10 protein-coding genes are annotated in these 25,291 nt (G+C 41.2%); 9 read left to right on the top strand and 1 reads right to left on the bottom strand.

From position 1 onward, the window contains the following. Positions 1–62 precede the first annotated feature (62 nt). Positions 63–4,955 carry a PKD domain-containing protein gene (locus tag DEU40_RS14855; RefSeq protein ID WP_110010552.1) on the bottom strand — a complete coding sequence of 1,631 codons (4,893 nt, stop codon included), beginning with the start codon at positions 4,953–4,955 and terminating at the stop codon, positions 63–65. 535 nt (positions 4,956–5,490) lie between these two features. Here DEU40_RS14855 and glsA point away from each other — a divergent pair. The 9 genes from glsA to DEU40_RS14810 all read left to right on the top strand — a co-directional run bounded on the left by glsA (position 5,491) and on the right by DEU40_RS14810 (position 25,257). Then, entirely contained in the window at positions 5,491–6,504 is a 1,014-nt protein-coding gene (glsA, locus tag DEU40_RS14850; protein WP_110010551.1) for a glutaminase A, read from the top strand. A 929-nt stretch (positions 6,505–7,433) separates the two neighbouring features. After that, on the top strand, positions 7,434–14,459 hold the full coding sequence (locus tag DEU40_RS14845) for a type I polyketide synthase (RefSeq protein WP_110010550.1): 7,026 nt from the start codon (positions 7,434–7,436) through the stop codon (positions 14,457–14,459). A 19-nt stretch (positions 14,460–14,478) separates the two neighbouring features. After that, complete coding sequence (locus tag DEU40_RS14840; RefSeq protein ID WP_110010548.1) at positions 14,479–18,732, top strand: type I polyketide synthase; 4,254 nt, start codon at positions 14,479–14,481, stop codon at positions 18,730–18,732. Then, positions 18,720–19,019, top strand: a complete 300-nt coding sequence (locus DEU40_RS14835; RefSeq protein WP_002977699.1) for an acyl carrier protein — start codon at positions 18,720–18,722, stop codon at positions 19,017–19,019. The genes DEU40_RS14840 and DEU40_RS14835 overlap by 13 nt, the downstream gene beginning before the upstream one ends. Continuing rightward, on the top strand, positions 19,010–19,792 hold the full coding sequence (locus DEU40_RS14830; protein ID WP_110010546.1) for an alpha/beta fold hydrolase: 783 nt from the start codon (positions 19,010–19,012) through the stop codon (positions 19,790–19,792). Before DEU40_RS14835 ends, DEU40_RS14830 begins: the two co-directional genes overlap by 10 nt. Beyond that, on the top strand, positions 19,785–22,187 hold the full coding sequence (locus DEU40_RS14825) for a glycosyltransferase (protein ID WP_110010545.1): 2,403 nt from the start codon (positions 19,785–19,787) through the stop codon (positions 22,185–22,187). Before DEU40_RS14830 ends, DEU40_RS14825 begins: the two co-directional genes overlap by 8 nt. Before the next feature lie 3 nt (positions 22,188–22,190). Then, positions 22,191–23,462, top strand: a complete 1,272-nt coding sequence (locus tag DEU40_RS14820; RefSeq protein WP_110010544.1) for a condensation domain-containing protein — start codon at positions 22,191–22,193, stop codon at positions 23,460–23,462. Further along, entirely contained in the window at positions 23,459–24,712 is a 1,254-nt protein-coding gene (locus DEU40_RS14815; protein ID WP_110010543.1) for a phthiocerol/phthiodiolone dimycocerosyl transferase family protein, read from the top strand. The genes DEU40_RS14820 and DEU40_RS14815 overlap by 4 nt, the downstream gene beginning before the upstream one ends. Further along, positions 24,709–25,257, top strand: a complete 549-nt coding sequence (locus DEU40_RS14810; RefSeq protein ID WP_110010542.1) for a hypothetical protein — start codon at positions 24,709–24,711, stop codon at positions 25,255–25,257. Before DEU40_RS14815 ends, DEU40_RS14810 begins: the two co-directional genes overlap by 4 nt. The last annotated feature ends 34 nt before the right edge of the window (positions 25,258–25,291 follow it).

Here is a 25,291-nt window from a genome sequence, read left to right as displayed (position 1 = left end):
ATTTAATTATCACATACTATAAAAAACAGTGCTCTCCGAAGAGAACACTGATTTATAAGTCACTAATTTTTAATTAGTTTCCCTTGTAATGATGTGTCTCCCGTTTGTACAATAACGATATAAACGCCTTGCAGCCAGCTGGAAACTTCCACGTCTACCTCTCCGGAAGCCGCTTTCACTTCTTTACGGAATTTGACATTGCCCATGGCATCAAAAACTGTAATCTGTTTTGCCAATAACTTTTCGTTACCTGTATTGTATGAGATTTTCACTTTTTCCTTCGCAGGATTTGGTATCATTTTCAGAGAAGAAACTGCAGCAGCGGTAACACTTCTTGATGCACTTCTCATGCCTATCCATTCCGGATCTACCGCTTTGGTACTAAACTTACATGTCTCATTATAGAATAAAACCTCATCTGTACCCTGGAAGTTTGGATTTGGATAGAAAGCTAATGGATTAGCATTCAAATCATACACCCCTCCTGCAGGAATGGTAATAATAGACGGAATATAAGTTCCGTATCCGTTAACACTTGAAACATTAAGACTTATCGGCTGTCCTCCGGCATTGTGAATAATACCAGAAACAGAGTAATGGTCTCCTACCCACTTCATTGGTTTAATATCTCCTTCAATCTTACAATCTGTTTCGTATCCACAATCTTTACCTGGATAATAATTCATGGTTCCTGATGTATACTGGCATCCTAAGTGATTTACCTGTAATTGGTATGTACCAGGAGAGCCGATATATAACGGGAAGATAAAGTTATTGTTCCCGGTTTGAATACTGTTTCCGAACAACATCCAGTCATGATGATCAAATACCCCTTTTGGTCCTATAATGTAATTCTTCTCTCTAAGACATTCATCATAGCATCCTGTAGGGAATACCCACATCAGGCTTTCAAGGCTTAATGGCACTTCCACAGAGCTGGATACTTTACAACCACTTGGCGCAGTATAAGTAACCTGGAATACACCACCTTCATTGACTGTAATTGTCTGACCAGACATTCCATTACTCCAGTTATAATTTCCTGTAGATGGTCCTGATGCAGTTAACTGAATTTTATAAGGCTGGCAGCTCACCAAACTATACGTTGCCGTAATAGATGATGGCGGATTACTTACCGTAAGGGTAAAGTTTTTAGAGCTTACACATCCTGATGTACCCGGAGTTCTTACCTCAAGAGTATAAACATAGGTACCTGCAGCTAATGATCCTGTATTAAGAGTGATCGGATAAGGAGCAGAAGTCCATGGTATAACTACTGAACCTGCTTTCTTCCATTGGTATTCTAATGTATTATCTGTTACAAGACCAGTCAGTATGGTAGAAGATCCTGCACAGATAGTAGCTTTACCGGAAATATTTACATATGGAGCATTTTTAACCGTTACTGTTGCAGGTTTAGTACTCATGATGCTTGTTTTACAACCATCAGGTGATACCAATACCGGCCAGTAAGTTCCCGACTGAGTAGGTGTGAATGTCATTGAATTTGGAGCTCCAGGCACCGGCTGTGAACCATTCATCCAGATATACTGGCTGGCAGTTCCTACCGAACCATTAAATACAAGTGTAGGAACAGATCCTGCACAGGCAAGTACGTTAACAGGTGAAATATTACCATCAATGGAAGCTTCATTCAAGCTAATGTTTGCAATTGGTGAAGTATATACACATCCGGTAGGAGTAGTTACTTTTAGCTGTATTGTCTTGGCACCACTTGTATTATAGGTAACCGTAGCAGTTGCTCCCGAAGCTACATACGCCGTACCATCAAAAAGCCATGTGTAGGTATTAGCCGAGTTGTATCCCGGTGCAGTGAATGTAATAGGTTCCCGTACACATAGCCATGCCGGAACCAGGAAGCTGGTACTAGGAACCGGAGCTAATGTAATCGTCTGTGTAGTGGTACACGCTGGTTTCCCTGGCGCAGACATTGTCATGGTGAAGGTATAAGTACCTGGCGCAAGGTTGTTATAAGTAGCCGTCTGTCCTGTCTGAGTTGGCTGACCCGGGCTGGTGAATGTATATGTAATAGATGACTGGTTAATCTCAAATATAGTAGAACTGTTAAACAGAGTCACGTTATATCCGCCTCCGCTGCACACCGTGCTAACACTGAATTTAGGCTCGTAGTTCTTTCTTACTTCTACTGCCTTGCTGTACCAGCATGAACCATATCTTAAACGTACAAAAACAATATGTGCTCCCGCAAGTGTAGTCTGATACGTTGCTGTAGGCTGTCCCTGAGGAGAAGTTAAAGTAAGTACGTTGTCTGATGACCATTCTATCTGATCAGGAGTTCCGTTATACGTTAACCCTGATGCTGAAATTGTATTACAACCTGACCACGCAGCTGTAAAGTTGATCTGAGGATCTGTATTACAAGTTCCGCTGCTTGGGCAAAGCTGGCTCACATTAATATTCTGTGAAGAAACCACACAACCATTAATATCTACAGCCTGTACTCTATAAGTTCCAAAAGCACCTGCACCGCCTATGGTGTATGAGTTGGTTGTAGCACCTGATATAGGTGAATTGTTTTGGAACCACTGCCAGGAAATAATATTGGTAAGTCCTGTAGAACTATTTGCCGTAAGCGTATACGGTGTCATTGTTGTAGGATCACATACCAGAATATTATATACCGGAGAAACTGTAATAATAGTTTCAGGATAGATTGTAAAGTTTGCGCTTGCAGTAGGCTTATAGTTACATCCGTTAGTTCCTGTATAAGTTACTGTAACCGTTTGAGAAACGTTACTTCCTGATCCGTTTTGAATATATCCGTTATTCGGGAAGCTGTAATTTCCTGATGGATTATAAGTGGTATTATAGGTATTTCCGTTTGCAAAAGTGAAAGTTACACCAGTTGCTGAAGTGATTGATCCCTGATTAACAGAGAATGTAAGGTTGGAACCTAAACAGATTCCTCCAACATTTGTGAAGCTTACCACAGGAAGCGGTAATAAAGATACCGGAACACTGATGATTTTTGTAACTCCACATTTTACAACTCTCAGGTTCAGCATAGTGCTGCTTGTTGTAGAGATTTCGTTGAAGTTGACAGTAATGTTACTGGTGCCCTGTCCCCCTACAACACTTCCGAAGTTAGGACTTCCGAATGTCCATTCCATAAAATCAGGAACAATACCGTTCAGATTTGCAGTAAATGTCTGTGTGCTGCTCGGACAGAAAGGTCCGCCCGGATTAGGATTAACCGTAATGGTATTAAGATCTAACGGCGCTACACTGAACGAAATCGGAGCAGAAAGACATCCTGCATTACTCATCGATTTATTCTGTGCAGATACTGAATAGGATGAAGCACCCGTATTAAAGATAACCGTTACAGAAGATCCTGCATTACTGCCCTGGATGGTTCCGTTAGTAACACTCCAAACAGGTACCATTCCCGGATCTACTGAACTGATGGTATACACATAAGGTTTTCCAGGACATACTTTTGTCTCACCTGAAATAGTTCCTGTAGGCGGCTGCGGAATTGGTAATACCTTAATAATTCTTGGGTTGCTTTCACAATCTCCTCCTTGCTTCACAGCAACGATAGTATAGGTTCCCGCGGTGTTAAAAGTATAGCTGAATGGCCCGGATACTACTCCCGAAGTCACAGTAGAGCCTCCGGTAGTTACTTTCCAGATAACAGGTACATTAGGGGTAGCTGTAAATGTCTGGCTTGTTCCCGCACAGATCTCATCCGTACCGCCGCTTATTGTTACAGGCTGTTCAACAGTGATATCAATAGAAGCATTTCCTTCACAAGCTAATAAAGTATTGTAGTAGGTGGCCTCAAGGTGATATGTTCCGGGCTGTGTAGCCGAGAAAACAATTTCATTTCTCTGCTGGGTATTGACCAGCAGCCCTGTTCCAGGCCCGGATACATTCCAGTTAACTTTTGTCGTAGGCCATTGAGGAATAGAATAGGTATATTGCTTTCCAGCGCATACTTTATCCTGTCCTTTAACTTTTGCATTCTTTAAAATCACTGGGATTTTAACTGTAGTCCATTCCGGGCAGGCACATTCAGACATATACATGACATATCCGAAACCGTCCAGAGGATCCACCTGATCCCAAACTACTTCAATTTCGTTACCGTTATTGTTTATAATGTTTCCACCAATAACTTTCCATTGTCCTTTGTTACATCCATCCTGAGCATTATATTTCTCAGTACTTCCTTCACATACTACAGAAGCACAATTGATCTGTACAGGATAAGATTTTACTACCTTGATTTCCTTTCTGTACCTGCTCTGGCATCCGCACTTATTGGTTACGGTAAGCTGAATGGTATAATTACCGGGATTAGTGTAGATATGAGACGGTTCAAAAGCTGTGGAAGTGGAAGTAGTTCCATCTCCGAACTGCCAGAAATAATTGACAATATCTGACCCTCCGTTTTGCTCGGAAAGGTTATCAAAATACACCGTTGTATTATTACATACCGTGTAATCCAGATTAAGCAATTCAAACTTAGCAATAGGCCTGTTGATTTTTTCAATACAGATGGTCTGTGTTTCCACAGTTCCGTCATTGTATGTGATAACAGCCTGTAAAGATCCATTACCGGCGGCACCCCACGTAACATACGCCAAGGTATTTCCGGTTCCGGAAATTGTGGCAGTTCCTCCCGAAACTGACCATTGTACATTAGAAACGTTGGATCCCTGAACCAGATATTTGACAGGGTCTATTGACTTCTCGCAGACGCGGAGGCACTGCGCAGAATTGATGTAGGAACTGGCGATACCGTTGTCAGGGATCTGACCTTCTTTTTCGCCGCGGAATTCCTGGCATCCGACCTCTTCGGTCCATGTAATTTGAGCTTGTGCTTGCAGTACCCACGGTACCAGAAGCCAACATAGCAGGAGCCATCTGAAGACGTGCTGCCTGCCAAAGTAGGTGTTGTTTTTCATAGTTATTAAAAAAGTGTTATTAATTTTTTGTCAAATTAATAAAAATAATAATACAAAAATCATTTAATCGTGAAAAAATAACATTATTTCACAACTTAATTTCAACAATATAAACAAATTCGTGATTATATGCTATTTCACCAACATATTAGTTATGAAAAAAAATCCCTGTACTCCGGTCTATTTAAGCGCTCCAATCCCATTTTAACAGAATAAAATCATTCATTTTAGCGTATTAAAATCCAAAACAAACAACAAAAAAGTAAATAAAATTAATTTTTTACTTCAAAATAATAATTTAAATTAAAATTAATCACATATGCAAAACAGGTAAAACAACAAAATTTTATCCATTTCTTTTCTTAAAAAATTTCTCATGTAATCCGGCAATTTAATCTTCTTCTATAAGCATCACCTATGCCCACCTGCACCGATATTCGTAACTACGATAAAGAGAATTGCCGACAAGATTAAAATACTTTATCTTTGTTTTTCAAGGCTTATCATCAACATTATATTTGAATACACCTTCCCTATGAAAAACAACAGCTTTTTATTTTCTGCCAAAGGAATCTGTACAGCAGCTTTTATTTCCTTAAACACAATTGTTTATGCTCAGAAAACCGCAGATATCTCAACCATTTCGGACAAAACCCTAAACAGCATCCTGGAGAAGAACAGAGCTTATTACAGCCAGGGAAAAGTAGCCGATTACATTCCTGAACTGGGAAAAATGGACGCTAAAGCAATAGCCTTTTCAGTGGTAGACAAAAACGGGAAAGTATTCAATGCCGGAGATGTCAATAAAAAATTCACCATGCAGAGCATTTCCAAAATCATATCATTAATGGTGGCTGTCAATGAAAAAGGAGAAACCAATATCTTTGATAAAATGGGATATTTCGGTTCCGACAAACCTTTCAACCATTTTTCCAACCTTGAAACTACAGGAAAGCCGCTTAATCCTATGATGAATGCAGGGGCAATTCTTACTACTTCATTAATTTCCGGTGACGGAGAAAAACCATTCCTGAAGATACTGGATATGGTAAGGTACATCACCAAAAACCCATCCATAGATTACAACAAATCAGTTTACGAATCTGAAAAATCAACAGGACACCGCAACCGTGGAATGTTTTATATTATGAAAAACAGCGGACTGATTTCGGGAAATGAAGACCAGCTGGACAACTATTTCAAGCAGTGTTCCATTGAACTTACCGCTGAGGACCTTGCCAAAATAGGTTACTTTTTTGCCAACCAATGTGTAAGATTCGACGGAGATACCACTTTTAAAAATTCCGATATGGCCAAACTGATAGAATCACAAATGCTGACTGCCGGAATGTATGAGTTCAGCGGTGAATATTCCAGAATGGTAGGACTGCCAAGCAAATCCGGTGTAGGAGGCGGAATTACCGTAAGTGTTCCGGGAAAAATAGGAATCGGAGTTTTCAGTCCTGCTTTAGACCAGCATGGAAATTCTCTGGCCGGCTATCATATGATTTTAGATCTGGCCAAACAGTATGGATTAAGTATCTTTTAGTTTTTTAAACCAACAACAACTCACCAGCAATCCTGCTCACTGAAAGGAATTTTACTTCAATGATCCCACAAAGCATGCCAATGGCTTATTAACAAAAACAACAACAATCGACACATAAGAAACAGTAAGCATATCAGACACTTACTGTTTTTTTTATGAATTTCGGAAACATATATTAATTATTCTTAAAATATCCTATCTATTTCTTTATCAAAAGGATAGGAAAAATTCATAAATAATTTAAATTAAATCACAATATATTGATTAATTTTATATAAATTTGCACTGTCCATTTATCAGATTGACAAAGGAGATTCTTACACTTTCGGACTCTTATCACTGTATATTATCTTTTTGTAATATTACTCAAAACAAATCTCTTGTTTTTGAAATATTTTATTTTTTATTCCTATATTTGCTTAACATTTTTTTAACTATAAATAGTTATAGTTAAAATTACTAAGATTGTATCATCACGTTTCTAAGAATAATAAAACAATAAATATACTTTAATAGCATTTGAATAATTATACTTTTTATATTAAAAAATAGTTATCAAATTGCATTTATGATTAAATATATAATACAATTTTATTATTTTTATTTCATCGTAACAAAATATCATTGTATATCCCAGTGATATTGATGTTTTGTTATGAAATAACATTAACTATCCCAATACCGTAAATGCTATGAAAAACTTGACCACAATCAGGCTGATGCCCTTTGAACAACCGGACACTAACCTTATACTATGCAATCTATTCCAAACCAATAGATCATTAAATAATTACCATAAAACGATTCAATTCGTTAACGATCTAACAAAAACCAATTTTATTATATCATAATGATAAGCAATTGCCTTATTACCGAAAGGCAAAGCATGTTGTTATGAATCTCTGCTATCATTCAATAATTATCACGCCATGAAAAACTTAACCATTATTGGACTGACGCCTTTTGAAAAGCCGGACGTTACTCTTATATCCAGATTACACCAGGCGGGTGCATTCCCCGTTTTAAGTTTAGGAAATGAGATAACGGCTGCACAGGAAGCGTTACATCAACTTGATCAGATAGACGTACCATCTTATGGTATTTATTTTTCTGCAGACAACTTCGTCTCTCTTCAAATTCCTGAAAAGGTAAGATTTGCGATCCTTCCATTCGGAATGTCTAAGCCCTCTGCGCTGCCTGCAGTTTATCAGGTAACGAGTCTGGAAGAAGCAAGACAGGCTGAACAGGCGGGAGCAGAAGGAATCATTATCAAAGGAAATGAAGCAGGCGGATGGGTAGGCTATGAATCCACGTTTGTATTATTCCAGCGTGTGATCAAAGAAATCCAGAGCATTCCGGTGTGGGTACAGGGAGGAATAGGTCTCCATACCGCAGCGGCAACAAAAGCTTTGGGAGCAACAGGAATTGTACTGGACAGCCAGCTAGCGTTGTTCCCCGAAAGTGCAGTTCCTCAGGATCTGAAAGAAATATGCTCAAAACTGAATGGTACAGAAACTAAGGTGATTGCCAACCATCGCGTATTGGTGAGACCCAACTCACCTTCCTTACCCGAGAATGCAACTGCCGGAGATCTGAAACAATATTTTACAGGCCTGGATCTCAGCACTTGTTACATTCCAATGGGACAGGACATTTCGCTGGCCACAGATCTGTATGAAGATTTCAAAACACTGAAAAAACTTATTTTCGGTTTCAAAGAAGCCATGTATGGACATCTGAAGCAGGCAAAAGCACTCAAAGTAATTGATAAAGGAAACTCTTTAGCTCAGGAACTGGGACTGCAATACCCTATTGCTCAGGGTCCGATGACCCGTGTGAGTGACGTTCCTTCATTTGCCAACGCAGTAGCAGATGCCGGAGCTTTACCTTTTGTTGCTTTATCCTTATTAAAAGGAGAAGCTGCAAAGTCTCTGGTAATGGACACCAAAAAGCTGGCCGGAGAAAAAACATGGGGAGTAGGAATTTTAGGATTTGCCCCTCAGGAATTAAGAGATGAGCAAACCTCTTATATACTGGAAGCAAAACCTCCGGTAGTTTTAATTGCAGGGGGAAGACCCGCACAGGCCAAAGTATTTGAGAAAGCGGGAATAAAATCATTCTTACATGTTCCTTCCCCTGCTCTTCTGGATATTTTCCTTAAAGAAGGAGCTAAAAACTTTATTTTTGAAGGACGTGAATGCGGAGGCCACGTAGGTCCGCTGTCCAGTACGGTTCTTTGGGAAAAACAAATTGAACGTATTTTAAAAGAAGAGCATCCTGAAAACATCAGTGTATTTTTTGCAGGGGGAATTCATAACGCCTTTTCAACAGCATTTGTTTCCATCATGACAGCCCCTTTAGCTGCAAGAGGAGTAAAAATCGGGGTATTGATGGGTACAGCCTATCTGTATACTCATGAAGCTGTACAGACAGGAGCCATTCAGGAAGAATTTCAGTCCCAGGCTATGCAGGCGAAAGATACGGTCTTGCTGGAAACAGCTCCAGGACACGAAACCCGTTGTTTAAATACAGCATTTGCCCACCATTTCAACACCGAAAAAGCAAAACTTCTTGCTGCCGGAATGGATAAAAAACAAGTCTGGGAACAGCTTGAAAAATTAAATGTAGGCCGTTTACGTATTGCTGCGAAAGGCATAGAACGACAGGGCGATAAGCTTGTCAATATTCCTAAAGAGGATCAGCTGGACTTAGGAATGTATATGATCGGACAGGTAGCCACCATGCAAAATCGTGTGATCTCATTGGCAGCACTTCATCAAAGCGTTGTAGACAATTACGAACATATTCAGAAGGCGGCATTACCGGAAGAACCCGTTTCTACGGAAAAACCGCTGGACATCGCCATCGTCGGAATGGAATGTATTTTCCCGGGAGCTAAAAACCTTGATGAGTACTGGAGAAACATCATTCTTGGAAAAGACAGTGTCACTGAAGTACCCGACGAAAGATGGAATAAGGAATTATACTACCATCCGGATTCTGACGGACCGGATGTATCCCACTCCAAATGGGGAGGATTTATTCCTAAAATCGATTTTGATCCATTGGCATTCGGTATTCCGCCACAATCTCTTGCCGCTATTGAACCTACTCAACTGTTAACTTTATTGGTTGCCAAGCGTGCCATGGAAGATGCAGGATATGGTGAAAAACACATCAACAGAGAAAACATTTCTGTCATTATAGGCGCTGAAGGAGGAAATGATCTTGCCAACAGCTATAGTTTCAGAGGATATTATAAGCAGGTTTTCGGAGAACTTCATGAAGAAGTAAAAGAAGCCTTCCCACATACTACTGAAGATTCTTTCCCGGGTATTCTGGCAAATGTAATCGCAGGTAGGATTACGAACAGATTAGACCTTGGTGGAAGAAACTTTACGGTAGATGCAGCATGTGCTTCTTCTTTGGCAGCCATTGATCTGGCATGTCAGGAACTTGTATTAGGAAAATCTGATATGGTTCTTGCCGGAGGTGCAGACTTACACAATGGAATTAACGATTATCTGATGTTCTCCAGCACGCATGCCCTATCCAGAAAAGGAAGATGTGCTACATTTGACAGCGATGCAGACGGTATTGCTCTTGGAGAAGGTATTGCTATCCTTGTTTTAAAAAGATATGAGGATGCCGTACGTGATGGAGATCGTATTTATTCAGTGATTAAAGGAGTTGGAGGATCCAGTGACGGAAAAGCATTGGGCTTGACTGCTCCAAGACAGATAGGTCAGGTAAGAGCATTAGAACGTGCTTACACCCAGGCAGGTATAAGTCCTGCATCTGTTGGATTAGTGGAAGCTCACGGTACAGGAACGGTGGTAGGTGATAAAACCGAATTAAGTGCACTGACTAATTTATTCAGCCGTTCAGGGGCATTACCCGGGCAGACTCATTTAGGATCTGTAAAAACACAGATTGGTCATACAAAATGTGCAGCAGGATTAGCAGGATTAATCAAAGCTTCTCTTGCAGTATATCACGGTGTAAAGCCACCTACCCTTCACCTTCAGCAGCCTAACGCGTATTACAATGCAGAAACCAGTCCGTTTGCATTCCATGCAGAAAGTGGATTATGGGCAGAGAAAAACCGTTATGCAGGAATCAGTGCTTTCGGATTTGGAGGAACAAACTTCCATACCGTTATTGCAAACCATCCAAAGCAGGATGATTCAATTGCCATGCAGTCATGGCCTTCAGAACTGTTTGTTTTCCGTGGAGATACGTATGAAGAAGCGAAAGAACAGTCCGGTCAGATTAAAACTTTATTAGAAATTAATGATGGTATTCCGTTACAGGATATTGCCTACAGCTTAAGCATCAGTTCAGAAAAGCCTATCCAGTTCAGCATTGTGGCTGATACGGTTGAAGATCTGATGATGAAGGTTGAGCTGGTATTGCTAGGGATTGAGACTAAAGATACATTTACCGTGAATAAAAAAGAAGGTAAAGTAGCGTTCACATTCCCCGGACAAGGCAGCCAGAGAATCAATATGGCCCGTGACTTATTTGTCGTTTTCCCGGCCATGCGTAAGATTATTGATCATTATCCTGAGCTTGAAAAAGTGGTTTTCCCATCCAAAACGTTTAATGAGGCTGACTTAAAACAACAGAAAGAAACCATTAAAGATACCCGTTTGGCACAACCACTTTTAGGAATTGTAGACCTTGCATTGGCTCAATTCTTAGAATCATTGGGTATTATTCCAGATATGCTGGCAGGCCACAGCTACGGTGAAATTCCGGCTTTATGCTTTGCAGGAGTATTTGATGAAAATAAACTGGTAGATTTAAGTGTTCAGAGAGCTCAGTCTATTTTAAATTCTGTGGAAGGAGGAGATCCGGGTTCAATGCTGGCAGCAAGCGCTACAGCGGAACGTTTGCAACCGATTATTGTGAAAATAGAAGGATGTTATCCTGTCAACTTCAATGCGCCAACACAATGTGTGATCGCCGGAAATACGGATGCGATCAATAAACTGCTTGAGACACTTAAACAGGAAGGGATTTCTGCTAAAAAACTGGAAGTCGCCTGTGCATTCCACAGTCCGTTGTTAGCAAAATCCAAGGAATTATATGCTGAGGTATTGAAAGATATTCCTTTTGGGGAAATGCAGATTCCAGTGTGGTCCAATACCACAGCAGAAGTATATCCGGCAGATCCGGCAGAAATAAAAGAAAGACTTACTGATCACCTGGTACAGCCTGTAAGATTTGTAGAACAGCTGCAGGCCATGTACAATGACGGAGCAAGAATCTTCATTGAAGTAGGACCAGGAAAAGTTCTTACCGGATTAACCAAGTCCTGTCTGGAAAAAGATCAGCTGACCTTATATGTTGAAGACAACAGCCACAATAAATTCAGTCACCTGCTTTGTATGCTGGCACAATATTTAGGAACCGGCCGAAGCTTTAATATTGAAAAACTTTTTGATGGCCGAAACGTGAAGGTTATTGATCTAAACCAACCTGAGCTTTATAAGAAAAGTCCAGCCATCTGGCGTGTTAACGGGCAGACTGCCCATCCAACTCATGGTAATCTGCCATCTAATGGTGCATTACCACTCATAAACCCTATTCCCATGAACAATTTTACTACGAATCATCAGGCACCGGCAGCTGAAGCACAATCTACCGCTGAACGTATGCTGCAGGAATATTTAAACAGTATGAAATTAATGATACAGGCACAACGGGATGTGATGCTTTCCTTTATGGGACAGAACCCTCAGGCTTTTCCTGCTCCTGTATATCATTCACCGATGCAGGTTCCGGCTCAACAGCCAGTTTCTGCTATTCCGGTTCAGCCTGTTCAGCAGGAAAGACCAGTAGCCGTTGCAGCCGTGAAACAGGCTCCTTCAAAAGATATCAAATCCTTATTACTGCAGGTGGTAAGTGACAAAACAGGATATCCTCAGGAAATGCTGGGTATGGAAATGGATCTGGAAGCGGATTTAAGTATAGATTCTATTAAAAGAGTTGAAATTATCGGAGCACTTCGTAATGAACTGGGAACTCTGGGCAACGGAAACACTAGCGAAGACACCATTATGGAGCAGCTGGCAGGTATAAAAACATTAAGCGGATTAGTTTCATGGCTTACTGAATTCTCAGGTGCTGAAACAACTGCTGCCACAGAAAAAAATGGATCTGCGGCCGAATCAACAGCTTCAAAACCACAGGCTCAGCCGGCATTTTCTTTGGAAGACCTTCAAAATGCTATTTTGAATATCGTGAGCGAAAAAACAGGATATCCAAAAGAAATGCTGGGTCTGGATCTTGATCTGGAAGCAGATTTGAGTATAGACTCCATTAAACGTATGGAAATTATTGGTGATCTTAAAACCAAAATCGGTTTCGGTCAAAACCTGGAACAGGCAGATGATTTAATGGAAAAACTGGCAGCTATTAAAACACTTCGCGGTCTGGCAAGCTGGATCAGTGAAATGAATGGGGAAACCAACGAAGCAACTCAGGAAGTGAAAACAGAAAATACAGCAGAACCAGCTCAAAATGTACTTTCACGTCTTCGTTTTGACATCACGCCTACTGATCCTTCTTTAGTGCAAAACACAGAAGTATTGCAGGGAAAACGTTTTGCCATTACCCAGGATAACAGCACTCATACCTCCGCAATCAAAGAAGCTCTGGAAAAACACGGTGCTATCGTAGAAGTGGCAGATACAGAAAAAGATCTTTCCAACATTGACGGATTAATTATGCTGGACCTGTTCTCAGCAGCAGATAAACCAAGCATTATCGATCATGTAGATCTGATCAAGAAACTGGATTTTGATAAAGCAAAATGGGTATATCTTATTTCTGATATTCCTGCACATATTCAGGAAATCACAGATGTAAGTGTATTGCGCCATCATCAGGGATATCCGGGACTTTTCAAAAGTTTAGCCAGAGAATTTGACAATACAGCCTGCAGACTGATCAGCCTTAGCACGCCTCAGGAAGTGGATCAGATTGCTGAAATCACCTTAAAGGAAATCCTTACGAATGATAAACCAGCTGAAATCATTTACAAAAATGATCAGAGACATAAAATAGACATCATTCCTTCTCCATTATCAACAAGCTTACATGAAGCGCATATACAATTAGATCAGAAATCTGTGGTATTGGTACTGGGAGGTGCACAGGGGATCACTGCTGAACTGGTAAAACATATGTCTCAGGCTTATCCTTGCACCTATATTCTGGTAGGAAGATCGGCAGACCCGAGAAATGAGCTTTCGGCTAAAGACTTTGAGGGAATGAAAACCAAAGAGGAAATCAGAGGATTTCTGATCAGATCCGGACAATTCGCTTCTCCGGCAGAGATTGAAAAAGAAACAACGAAAATTTTCAAAAACAATCAGATTCTTCGCACCATCCGTGATATGGAAGAACTTGGAAATACCATCATTTACCAATCACTGGATCTGTGTGACGAAGAAGGTTTAAGCAATCTGATCAGCAGTATTTATGAGAAATACAACCGTCTGGATGGAGTGATCCACGGGGCTGGTCTTTTAGAAGATAAATTATTCAAGCAAAAAACGACAAGCTCTTTCGGACGTGTATTTGATACCAAAGTAACCCCCCTACGTGTATTGGCAGAACAGCTTCGTTCAGATTGTCAGTTTGTAGTATTATTCTCAAGTATTGCTTCAGTATACGGTAACAAAGGTCAGACAGATTATGCGGCAGCCAACAGTGTACTGGATGATTACGCGAATGCTTTAAACAAAAGATTAAAAGGAAAAGTAATCTCTATCAACTGGGGACCATGGAAAGGAGCCGGAATGGTTTCTTCCACTCTGGAATCTGAGTACGAGCGCAGAGGTATTTCTATGATCCCGTTGGATGAAGGAAAAGAAATCTTCCTTAACGAAATTAAATACGGAACAGAAAGCCAGGTGCTGATCATGTCAGGAAATAATTGGTAAAACACTGTATAAACAAAGTATGAAAAAAACAGATGTTGCTGTAATTGGTTTATCCTGTGTCTTTCCCGGGGCACAGGATGCCAACACTTTCTGGCAGAATATTATCAATAAAGTTGATTCTACCGAACTCGCTCCGGCGGATCGGATAGATCCTGTTCATTTCAGTGATGCCACAAGTCCCGTTGACCGTTTTTACTGTCAGCGTGGAGGGTTTATCCCTGATTATACTTTCGATCCTACCGCATTTGGTATTTTGCCATTAGCCGTTGAAGGAACGGAACCTGATCATCTGCTTACCCTTGATCTGGTACAGAAAGCACTGGAAGATGCAGGTATATTTCAGAAAAACATTTCCCTTGAAAAAACGGGAATCATAATCGGTAAAGGAAACTACACAGGTCCAGGTGCGACCCGAGCTATAGAAATTGTAAGAACCGGAGAACAGATTTCTTCATTGTTACAAGAGTTACTGCCTCACGTTTCTTCTTCCGATATTGAAAAGGTAAAGCATGCATTTCAGGAACGTAAAGGTCGTTTTGCAGCAGATACTGCGATGGGATTAATTCCCAATCTTGTTGCTTCACTTGTCGCCAACCGTTTCAATCTGGGAGGTGCTGCATTCACTGTAGATGCCGCTTGTGCATCCGCTTTAATTGCTGTAGACCATGCTGTACAGGAACTTCAGAGAGGCCGTTCCGACATCATGATCGCAGGAGGTGTACACACAGGACAGAACGCTGCCTTCTGGAGTATTTTTGCCCAGCTGGGAGCCATGTCCCGCCAGCAGCAGATCAAGCCGTTCAGTAGTGATGCTGATGGGTTGCTGATTGGTGAAGGCTGTGGTTTCGTTGTGTTAAAAAGACTGGAAGATGCCGTTCGCGATCAGGATAAGATTTATGCGGTCATTAAAGGCGTTGGCGTAAGCAGTGATGGTACCGGAACCAGCGTGATGAGTCCATCTGTAAAAGGTCAGCTGAAAGCGTTGGAACAGGCATGGATCAACGCAGATTTGGATAAAAATAAAGTAGGTTACCTTGAAGCTCACGGCACAGGAACACCGCTTGGCGATAAAACTGAACTTCAGACCTTAGCCCAGTTCTTCGGAAAAGAAGAATCGGTTCCGGCTGCGGGTATCGGATCTGTAAAGTCCAATATCGGACATGCCATGCCAGCTGCCGGAATTGCTGGATTAATTAAAACCTGTCTTGCCTTACATCACGATACTTTGCCGCCAACCTTGTATTGTGAGAATCCCACTGCAGAGATGCAGAACACAAGATTCGAACCGGTACAGGACGCCAGAAACTGGTCAAAAACAGGGCTGCCAAAAGTAGCTGCGGTGAATGCTTTCGGATTCGGAGGAATCAATGCACACGTTGTTCTGGAAGGCTATGATATGTCGAAAAAAGATAAGGTGCTAATTCTGGCAAGACCAACACACGAAGAATTGCTTTTCGCATTACAAAATAATGAAACAACCATTGGTGAAGGAAATTTCAGGGTTGCGATATTTGATCCTACGCCTGCAAGAATAGAAAAAGCCATTAAAATTGTTTCCAAAAATATTACGTGGAAAAACAAACAGGATATCTGGTACACTTCTACTCCATTATTAAAAGATGGCGGAAAAGTAGCCTTTGTATTCCCAGGATTAGATGGTCTGGCAAAAGGTGAGGTAGAAACAGTAAGCCGTTATTTCGGATTATCAGCACCTATCGAAACAGAAGGTGAAGGTCTTTTAACCGATGCCTTAAACATTTTCAATAACTGCAGTATCCTTGATAATTCATTAAAAAAACTGGGAATTATTCCCGATATGAATGCAGGGCACAGTTTAGGAGAATGGCTGGCCGGCTACTCTTCAGAATTAGCGGAAGCCAATTCTGTAAAAGCCTTAATTGATGTACTGAATCCTGAAACTTTTGAACTAAAAGATTCCAGATTCATTGCCATAGGAGCCGGAATTGATGTAGTACAGCCTTTTATTTCAGAAATTTCAGACTTATATATTTCCAATGACAACTGCCCTAATCAGGTGATTCTTTGCGGAAGCAATGCAGCTCTGGATGAATTGGTTCCTCTGTTAAAAGCAAAACAGATCTTCCATCAGGTACTGCCGTTCCAGTCTGGATTCCACTCTCCTTTTATCTCTGATAAACTGGATGTGATCCTTGCGGGAATGGAAAAAGCACAGTTCCAGCAGACGAAAATTCCATTGTGGTCTGCTACTACCTTAGAACCTTATCCTGCAGATCAGGCAGCGATCAGAAAACTGAGTGCAGAACATTTGGTAGAACCTGTTCGTTTCCGTGAACTGACAGACAAATTATACGAAGAAGGTGCAAGAGTTTTCATTCAGGTCGGTACAGGAGGACTGATTGGATTTATTGATGATACCTTGAAAGGAAAAGCTTTCAGTACCATCGCTTCCAGCGTTCCGACCCGTTCTGCATTGGCTCAATTACAAAGGGTAGTTGCTTCATTATTTGTAGAAGGAAAAACAATTGCCCTTGACTTTTTAGAGATTCAAAATCATTCGAAAAAAGCTTCAGGAAAAGGCATTAAACTGGAATTAGGTTCACCTATCATCCGTAATTTTAAAGAGGTGAAAGCGTTGGCTCAGTCTTTTGACACACCAAAACAATATGCCGCAACAGCTTCAGCTATTGCCACAAAAAGCGGACATCCTCTGGTACAGGCATTCCAGGATAACGTTGCCGATATGATCCGTATGCAGGAAGAAGTATTGACTTTATTCCAGAACCGTCCGGAAATCACTATCCAAAGACCTGCACCTGTAGTTCAGGCTGCTCCACAACCCGTAAGAAGTACAAATTTTACAAAAGATTTATATGTAACGCTGGAAAGTCATCCTTACCTGATCGACCACAGCTTATTGAGACAGCCTAAAGGATGGGCTCATGTAGCAGATATGGAACCGGTAATCCCGATGACGATGATCTTTGAACAGCTTGCAGAAATTGCAGAAGCAGAAATTCCGGGAACATTGGCTCATAAAATCATGAATGTAAGTGTATTCCAATGGATGAATGTTGCCAAACCATTCGAAAAAACCGTAAAAGGAGAATGGCGTTCACCGAATCATGCCTATCTTGACATTGAAAACTTTGCCAACGCAGAAGTAGTCTTAAAATCGGGTCCTGTTCCAACACCTGACTTCAATCTTTCCATCGGTAATCTTTTACCTATCGAAAGAACCCCTGAAGAAATCTACGACATGCACATGTTCCATGGAGACCAATATCAGGGAATTACAGAAGTTTCTGCCGTAGGAGATAAAGGAATCATCGGGAAGATAAAAGGAAACGGAGGTAAAGGCTCATTGCTTGACAATGCAGGACAGCTGTTCGGGCTTTGGCTTCAGCTTACTTTGGTGAAAGACCGTATTGCATTCCCTGTAAAAATCAGAGATATTGAATTCTTCGGAGATATGCATGATCAGGAAGGTATTTTTGAATGTACCTGCATGCTGACTGAATTGAATGATGAATTCGCCATCGCAGACATTATCCTGAAAAGAGACGGAAAAATATGGTGCGCGATTACCGGATGGCAAAACAGAAGACTGGAAATTGATGCCGCTTTATGGAATGTTTCCATGTCACCACTGCACAACCGCCTTTCGGAAGAAATTGCTCCTGATGTATTCTTCTTCCACCAAGCCTATACCAGAGTGGCTTCATGGGATTTTATCCTGAAAAGATATTTCAACCAAACGGAAAAACAACATCATCAGCAATTGTTACCTAACAAAAAGAAAAATTGGATGGTAAGCCGCGTGGCGGTGAAAGATGCCGTAAGAAATCTTCTTCGCAAAGAAAAAAATCATGCCTGCTTCCCGATCACGTTTGAAATCCGTTCCGATGAAGTGGGGAAACCTCACCTTATCAGTGATTTTACAGATAACATCCATATTTCTCTGGCTCATAAAGGAAAAGAAGCTGTTGGGATCGCGAGATATGGAAAATCTGTAGGAATTGATATGGAACTGATGGAAGAACGCAGTTCAGGATTCTACGACATGGTATTTACCGACAAAGAATTAACCTTATTAAAAGACCGAGATCAGGCAGAATGGACCACCCGTTTCTGGGTAGCCAAAGAAGCTTACGGAAAGTTCCTGGGAACAGGACTGAAAGGAAATCCTAAAGCCTTCGAAGTCGAAGAAATAAAAGACGATCACCTGTGGATCAACAATATTGAAATCAAAACTATTAAACATAAAAATTATATTATCGGATGGACACTGTAAACGCAACATTAAAAATGAACCACGAAGAACTTTTTACTTTATTAAAAGGTTTTATTACTGAAGTGATAGGTGCTGAATTTGTAGAAGAGATGGATATTACTCCTGAAAGTTCATTCACCAAAGATCTTGAAATGGACAGTATTGAAATTGTCTCTTTCTCTGAAAAGATCAAGGCACATTTTGGCGATCAGATCGACTTTACAGGTTGGTTATCCTCTATGGATCTTGACCAGCTGATCAATCTTGACCTTAGTATGATCATCAATTATATCTACGAATGCCAATAATCACTGTCAATAACAGACAAGTTCATATACAGGAACTCAACAAAGGAGCCGGACAAACCGTGGTACTCATCCACGGTATGTTCAGTAACCTGTCCATTTATTATTTTAATATTGCCCCAATTCTGGCAAAACATTTCCATGTGGTGATGTACGATCTGAAAAGCCACGGTATGAGTGAGCGTTTTCTGGATGGCTACGACCTTGATAACATGTCTTCCGATCTGATAGGTTTAATAGATCATCTTCAACTGGAAAAAGTACACCTTGTCGGCTACAGCTTCGGAGGTCTTATCGCTTTAAAAACAGCTTTGGAATATCCTGACCGCGTGAATCAGCTTGTGGTGATGGAAGCTCCGGATCCTCAGGACGAAAAAGCCCGTAACATCATTGATGAATACAGCAAAGAGTTTCTTGAGCATTACGTAGCCAACTTTACAGACACCACCAAAGTGCAAATGGGCAAAAGACAAATGGAGAAGAACCACCGTATGTATGAATTTCTGTTTAATCAGACCAGCATTAAAGCAGATATGATCAGGGAAAAACATTTCCTGGGTGAAACCGACTTCAGCAAACTGACAGCTCCTACTCTATTGCTTTATGGCGCTGATTCCAATTGCAGACCTACCGGTGAGTGGCTGCAATCTCAAATCAGCCAGTCTGAACTTGAATTAATCCCGGGTGATCACAATATTCCCATTCAGGAACCTCAGCGCATTGCTGAAACGATCGCTCAATTTTTATTTAAAATTTTAACACAAAACCATGGCTAAATTTGCATTTATAGTTCCACCACTCACAGGTCATGTCAACCCTACTCTAAGCATCGGTGCTACTTTGCTGGAAAGAGGACATGAGGTAGCCTGGATCAGCCTTGACCCGACTTTAGAGGCTAAACTTCCCGAGGGAGGAAAATTATTACTGATCCAATACGATCAGACCGACGAAGAAAAAAAAGAAAGTGAACAATATCTAGATATTATCTCCAAAAAAGTAGTGTATGGTATAGACAGCGTTAAGTTTCTGTACGAAGAGGTTCTTATCCCGCTGAACAGACATTGTTATAATGGTATTGTTTCATTATTAAAAATAGAGCAGCCCGATTTGGTTATCGGAGATCATCAGTTATTTGCTGCCCCGGTTGCTGCAAAAATGCTTGGAATTCCTTGTGCCACTTCCGTTACCGCTCCGGCAGCCATCAAAATTATGAATGAGCTTCCAAAAGTACACGAATGGGAAGTGAATCAGATCATCGATCTGCAGAAAGAACTGGGTTTCCAGGAAGAACGTTCTCTGGCGACTTCAGACCTTCTGACCCTGGTTTTGACTTCCGGTTATTTCTTTGGGGAAATGGAAGATCTGCCGTCCCAATACCAATTCACAGGTCCGGTTCTTACGGAAAGACGTGTTTCATGTGAATTCGACTGGGAGAGATTAAAAAGCAAAGGCAATAAAAAGATCCTGGTAAGTATTGGCACTACCTTCGATCACGATCATAAAAAAGCATTTTTCCAGAAGGTTATTGATGCCTTCAAAGATGAAGATTTAACCGTTGTAGTCGTTTCTGATCCACAACTTTTTGAGCAATGGCCGGACAATTTTATGGTGTATCAACAAGTTCCGCAACTGGATCTGCTGCCTCATCTTGACGGCGTAGTTTGCCATGGCGGTCATAATACCGTATCTGAAACATTATCCAACGGTATTCCTTTGGTCGTGATTCCGATTGCGTATGATCAGTCGCATGTTGCAGGACGTGTGGTGCGTACAGAAGCGGGTGAGCGCCTTAATTTTAACCGATTTAAAGCCAATCACCTGAGAGAAGCGGTACAACAGATTTTAAATACTCCGGGTTACCGTGAAGCAGCCCAGAAAGTAGGTCAGTCTTTTGTGGAAGCAGGAGGCTCAGCTACAGCAGCTACCTTATTGGAACAGGCTCTATCAAAGGCTTCAAAACCTGAAAAACCGTCTAAATTTTTATTCGTTGTTCCGCCGTTTTTCGGACATGTGAGCCCTACTTTAAGTGTGGGAGCAAGTCTGATTGCCCGCGGACATGAAGTAAAATGGTTCGGGATTACCCCTTTAGACAGCAAACATATTCCTGAAGGAGGTTCTTATTTCTATCCTGAAGAAGATCTTATCCCATATCAGGAAGAAATTGCCCGTATTTTGAAAAGACAGGATGACGGACCCGCATGCTCTGGACCTGAAGTAATGAAACTGGCACTGGAAGAAACCTATGTTCCTTTCGCTAAAATGATGATGCCAGGATTAACCAGACTGACAGAAAGCTGGATGCCGGATGTCATCGTTAACGACTGTATTACTTTCGGAGGCGCTCTTTTCGCTCATAAACATCATATTCCTTGTGTAACAACAACACCTGTTCCACCGGATGTGATGGGAGACACAGAAAAAAGTGCCCCTAAAATCTGGGAATGGCAGCAAAACCTCATCAAAGACCTTCAGAAAGAAGTAGGCATTCATGAGGAAGGAATTTACATCCATTCTCACAAACTGAATATGGTATTTACCTCCCAGGCTTTCGCCGGATTTGAAACCGTTCCGCCTCATATGAAATTTGTAGGGCCGGTAAAAGGCCGTCCGAATGATGCTCCGTTTGACTGGGATAAGCTGAATGCATCCACCACTCCAAAAATCTTTGTATCATTGGGAACGCTGCTGGTAGACATCAGAAAAGCTTTTTTTGAAAAAATCATTGCAGCATTTAAAGATCAGCCCGTTACAGTGATTGCTGCTACTCCATCGGAAATTTTTGAAGAATGGCCGGACAATTTCATTGTAAACAGCTTTGTCCCTCAATCGGCAGTGATGCAGCAAATGGATATGGTAATTTGCCATGGTGGTTTCAATACCGTAAACGATACTTTCCGTAACGGTTTACCAATGTTGATTACTCCTATCGCTTATGATCATTTCCACATTGCAAAACTGATTGAGCAGGCAGGCTGCGGAATCAGCATCCGATACAAAAGACTGCGAGTGGATGCTCTTCGTGAAACCGTTTTTGAATTATTGGAAAATCCAAAATACAGAACCGCCGCTCAGGAAGTCCGCAATACATTCACGCTTGCCGGAGGAAATGACAAAGCCGTAGAACTATTAGAAAATTTTGTACACGAACATTCAATATTAGCTTCAGTGTAGCCTATGAAAAGAAGATTGCTATTTGGTGAGCGCATGTTACTGGGAGACGGAACAGAACCTTTTAACGCGGTCATTCCGTTCAGACTGAGAGGAACTTTTACCTTAAAAGAGATCCAGCAGGCTCTGGCCCGGATTCAAAACAAACACCCTTGGCTGAGAGCATTCATCAGCCATGATGAAAAAAATATTCCTTGGTTTAACGTTCCTGAAAAACCTGTTTCTATCCCCGTAAGAATCGTCACCAGACAAAGTGAAGATCAGTGGCAGGAAGAATCCAGGAGAGAATGGAACACCACCTTTAACTACGAAAAATTTCCCCTGATCCGATTTATCTGGATCAAAGGAGAAGACGTTTCTGACATGCTGTTTGCGTTCCACCATTGTCTTTGCGATGGTGGTTCTGCAATGGCCTTTTTAAAAGAATTTCTCATCGTACTGGACAATCCGGCTGCTGATATCGGGGTAGAAAATCCTATCCTGGGGATCGAAGATGTGGTTCCGGCCAACATTCTGAACAGCCGCAGACAGAAACTGAAAGCCAGATTTATCGGAAGACTGGCTGCTACCGCCATCAAATGGATTCCGGTAGGCAAAAAAGCTGTGGAAAGACAGAATGATTACCTGATCAACTGGAAGCTGGATGAAACGGTAAGCAAAGAATTAATCGCTTACTGTAAATCCCAGGGCGTGACAGTCAATACATTTTTGAGTGCAGCGGTATTGCAGGCATTTAAAAAAGTAAGAGCAGAAAAGTCCTTCAATAAAGTTTCCTGTCCGGTAGACATCAGACGTTTTGCAGGACAGATCAAAGAAGATCATATTTTCGCTTTCGGGCTGATGATCGTGGTTTCTTCTGACGAAAAGCTAAGCTTTACGGATAATCTCCGTGCCATGCAGAAATCTGTGGAACAGAAGACCTCAAAGCTGAATCCTTACCTCACCATGATGGTTATGGAATCCGGACATGATGCGCTTAAGAATTTTACAAAGCTTTTAAAGAACGGAAAATCCTCCAACGATTGTATGTTTTCCAATCTGGGACGCATTCAGATTCCTCATGAGTACCAGGAGTTTACGGTAGATACGATTTTCAGTCCGTCAGTAATCGGACCGCTGGGAAATACAACTACAATGGTAACCTCAACGTACCGGGGTGAAATGGATTTTTCATTCATGGGAAGCGAAGGATATTTACCTTACACAGATGCACTGGCAGTTCGTGAAGAGGTAATGCGGATCATTCATTCTCAACTAAAACAAATGGCAGTATCATGATCAAAAGACCCTTAATGATGGTGGAAAGGATCATGTATGTAGATCCGGAAACACCTTTAAATTGTATTTATACCGCAAGAATTAAGGGAGAAATTCCTGAAGAAAATTTTAAAGCGGCTTTAATAAGAATCCAGCAGAAGCATCCTATTCTAAGAACGAATATTGATCATAACATCGGAAACTATCCTTATTTTATGGGACAGAAAGATATTGAACCTATTCCGCTTCGCATTGTAGAACGTACAACAGACGATGACTGGTTCAAAGAATCCGAAAAAGGATGGTTTAAACTTTTTGAAACACCCAAAAAACCATTGGCCGAAGTAGTATGGGTAAAAGGACAGGATACTTCCGAAATCCTTTGGGTCATGCCTCACTGCATATCCGATGGAACCACCGGAGTAACCTTACTGCGTGAACTCCTGAGTTTGCTGGACAATCCTTATGCTCCATTAATTCCTTATGCTGCTTTTGAATCTGTTGATGATTTTCTGCCTTCGGATTTTAATACAGCAATCAAAAAATATAAGGCCGGCCTTTACCTTCTGTTCGCCAGAATATTCTTTTCCATGCAGCGAAAAAGTAAAAAAAGAAACCAGGGAAAAAGCTATACCATTCACTGGAAAATGACTCAGGAAGAAACCAGGCTTATCACTGAAAAATGTAAAGCCAACCAGATTTCTGTGCATGCTTTGCTGTGTTCTTCCGTGATGCAGGCCTTCCGTGATGTTCAGGGAGACCGTGCCAAAGGTAAAGTGATCAGCCCGGTAGATGTGCGTCATTTTATTCCGGAAATTAAAGAAGATCATTTATTTGCTTTTGCCCCAACCGTGGAGCTTTCCATCAGGAAAAACAGCAATGATGTGATGGACAATGCCAGGCTGATCAAAAAAGACCTTACTGCGAAAATCAATAAAATGGAAGCCCGTGAGCTCCTGTGGATGGGAGAACATATGCATCCTGTTGTAGGGCGGATGATCAATATGCTGAAATCCAGCGAAGGCGGACATGACATTACATTATCCAATATGGGCAAGATCAATATCCCGAATAATTATAAAAACTTCAGCCTGAAAACGATTTTTAGTCCTACCGTGGCTTTCCCATGGCTGAACTCAAATACCTTAGTCACCAGTACGTACAACCAGCAGATGGACTTCACCTTCATGTCCAATGAAAATTTTCTTCCCAAAGAGGAAGCTCATCTGATAAAAGATAAAGCCATTGAGCTATTGACAACTTCTTTATGAAATTTAAAATAAAGCCTCCGAAGCCCAGACTGATAAAGAAAACCACCCTCAAACGCTTTCTCATAAAGCGTACGATTTATTACGTCCTTCCGAATGTGTTTTTTAATTTCATTATTGCTTACGCCAGTTTCAAGGAATTGGGCTACACCCATTTTTTTTCAGGAACCCAAAATCTTGCCCGTCTCACCCTGCCGATGGCCATCTTCCTTCCGGTGGTTCTTACCATAGACATCATCAAAAGAGTAACGAATGCTGCCAGCCAGGAAGCCATAGAGTTTACAGTAGACGAGCAGCTCAACATCAAAAAGCTGATGACCAGACTGAGCATCCTACATGGATTGATTACGGGATTATTGGTATTGTCGCTGCTGTTTATAGGACAGTATAATTTTTCAAAAGATTACAAACTGGATGCAACGGCAATGGCTGTTGTGGTGGGAACGCTGGCCGGAATTCTGTCTGTGGTTTTTGTATACTTACCCGTATGGAGGTTAAGAAAATGGATGTGCAAAGTAACATCAGTCCCAGCTGATTTAAACACATAATTTCCCAATACAAAACATACATCATTGTCTATCA

The organism is Chryseobacterium sp. AG844, assembly GCF_003182335.1.
GTDB lineage: Bacteria > Bacteroidota > Bacteroidia > Flavobacteriales > Weeksellaceae > Chryseobacterium > Chryseobacterium cupriresistens.
Note: the sequence above shows the minus strand (reverse complement) of the source record. Positions and strands in the feature narration are given on the sequence as shown.

Excerpts from the sequence above, each read along its gene's own strand:
- glsA (WP_110010551.1), top strand. The coding sequence starts at position 5,491 with ATGAAAAACAACAGCTTTTTATTTTCTGCCAAAGGAATCTGTACAGCA.
- DEU40_RS14830 (WP_110010546.1), top strand. The coding sequence starts at position 19,010 with ATGCCAATAATCACTGTCAATAACAGACAAGTTCATATACAGGAACTC.
- DEU40_RS14835 (WP_002977699.1), top strand. The coding sequence starts at position 18,720 with ATGGACACTGTAAACGCAACATTAAAAATGAACCACGAAGAACTTTTT.
- DEU40_RS14845 (WP_110010550.1), top strand. The coding sequence starts at position 7,434 with ATGAAAAACTTAACCATTATTGGACTGACGCCTTTTGAAAAGCCGGAC.
- DEU40_RS14855 (WP_110010552.1), bottom strand. The coding sequence starts at position 4,955 with ATGAAAAACAACACCTACTTTGGCAGGCAGCACGTCTTCAGATGGCTC.
- DEU40_RS14810 (WP_110010542.1), top strand. The coding sequence starts at position 24,709 with ATGAAATTTAAAATAAAGCCTCCGAAGCCCAGACTGATAAAGAAAACC.
- DEU40_RS14825 (WP_110010545.1), top strand. The coding sequence starts at position 19,785 with ATGGCTAAATTTGCATTTATAGTTCCACCACTCACAGGTCATGTCAAC.
- DEU40_RS14840 (WP_110010548.1), top strand. The coding sequence starts at position 14,479 with ATGAAAAAAACAGATGTTGCTGTAATTGGTTTATCCTGTGTCTTTCCC.
- DEU40_RS14820 (WP_110010544.1), top strand. The coding sequence starts at position 22,191 with ATGAAAAGAAGATTGCTATTTGGTGAGCGCATGTTACTGGGAGACGGA.
- DEU40_RS14815 (WP_110010543.1), top strand. The coding sequence starts at position 23,459 with ATGATCAAAAGACCCTTAATGATGGTGGAAAGGATCATGTATGTAGAT.